The organism is Streptomyces sp. NPDC006544, from assembly GCF_040611715.1.
In the GTDB taxonomy this organism is placed as follows: Bacteria; Actinomycetota; Actinomycetes; order Streptomycetales; family Streptomycetaceae; genus Streptomyces.
On record NZ_JBEXOV010000228.1, the window covers coordinates 1 to 1,362 of the forward strand.

The following is a 1,362-nucleotide window of genomic DNA, read 5'->3' on the forward strand; positions in this document are numbered from 1 at the left end:
GGGGTCACGGTCGGTGACCCCGTCCTGTCGCGAGGCGAAGTGTCCGCCGGTTCGGATGGTGTGAGCGGTGCAGGTGCTAGAAGGGTTCTCTGATTTGATCAAATTGGACTTCTCCATGGAATCTTTAATGACTATTGCAATTATTGGGGCCGCATTTATTGGAGAATGGGCCGAAGGTTCTATTGTAGTAATACTATTTGCTATTAGCGAAGCTTTGGAACGATTTTCAATGGATAAAGCAAGACAGTCGATTCGTTCTCTTATGGATATAGCTCCCAAAGAAGCTCTTATCAGGAGAAACAATGTAGAGCAATTAGTCAGTGTCGATAAAATCGATATCGACGATATTATGATCATTAAACCCGGACAAAAAATAGCCATGGATGGGCTTGTTATCAACGGTCATTCTTCAGTAAATCAAGCAGCAATAACAGGAGAATCGGTTCCTGTTGAAAAACAGTTAGATGATGAAGTGTTTGCAGGAACACTAAATGAAGAAGGTGTTCTTGAAGTCAAAGTAACAAAAAAAGTAACGGATACAACGATTGCCAAAATCATTCACTTAGTTGAAGAAGCGCAAGGAGAACGAGCTCCTGCACAAGCCTTTGTAGATAAATTTGCAAAATACTATACGCCATTCATAATTATTATGGCCCTTTTGATAGTGGTTGTTCCTCCGCTATTCTTTGGTGGTGACTGGAATAAATGGCTTTACCAAGGGTTATCCATTTTAGTTGTCGGATGTCCTTGTTCATTAGTGATCTCAACACCTGTTTCAATTGTTTCGGCTATTGGTAATGCAGCAAAAAATGGTGTTTTAGTAAAAGGCGGAGTCTATCTGGAAGAAATTGGTCATTTGAGAGCAATTGCTTTCGATAAGACTGGAACCTTAACAAAAGGAAAGCCTGTCGTAACGGATTTCATTGCAACCAGTTCTGAAACTGATATAAATTATCTATCGATTATTTCATCGTTGGAATCTCTTTCTCAACACCCATTAGCTTCTGCTATTTTAAACGAAGCGGATAAAACTAATGTGGATTACAAGTCAATACAAATCGAGGATTTCCAATCTATCACAGGTAAAGGACTTACAGGTATACATCAAAACATACGTTACTATATTGGAAGCCCTAAACTGTTTTCTGCATCAGTAATCGAAGAAACAGCGGTCAAAGTACAATACAGACAATTTCAAGAACAAGGGAAAACCGCCATGTATTTCGGTACTGACGAACAAATTTTAGGAGTAATTGCTGTCGCGGATGAAGTAAGAGATTCAAGTGCTGCCGTTATTTCTGAACTCCACAAGTTGTCAATTGAACACACTATTATGCTTACTGGTGATAATACTAAAACCGC

1 pseudogene is annotated in these 1,362 nt (G+C 39.5%); it reads left to right on the top strand.

The features are described 5' to 3' along the window. Positions 1-91: 91 nt before the first annotated feature. Positions 92-1,362, top strand: a pseudogene (locus tag ABZY44_RS37710) (heavy metal translocating P-type ATPase); the annotation flags it as partial.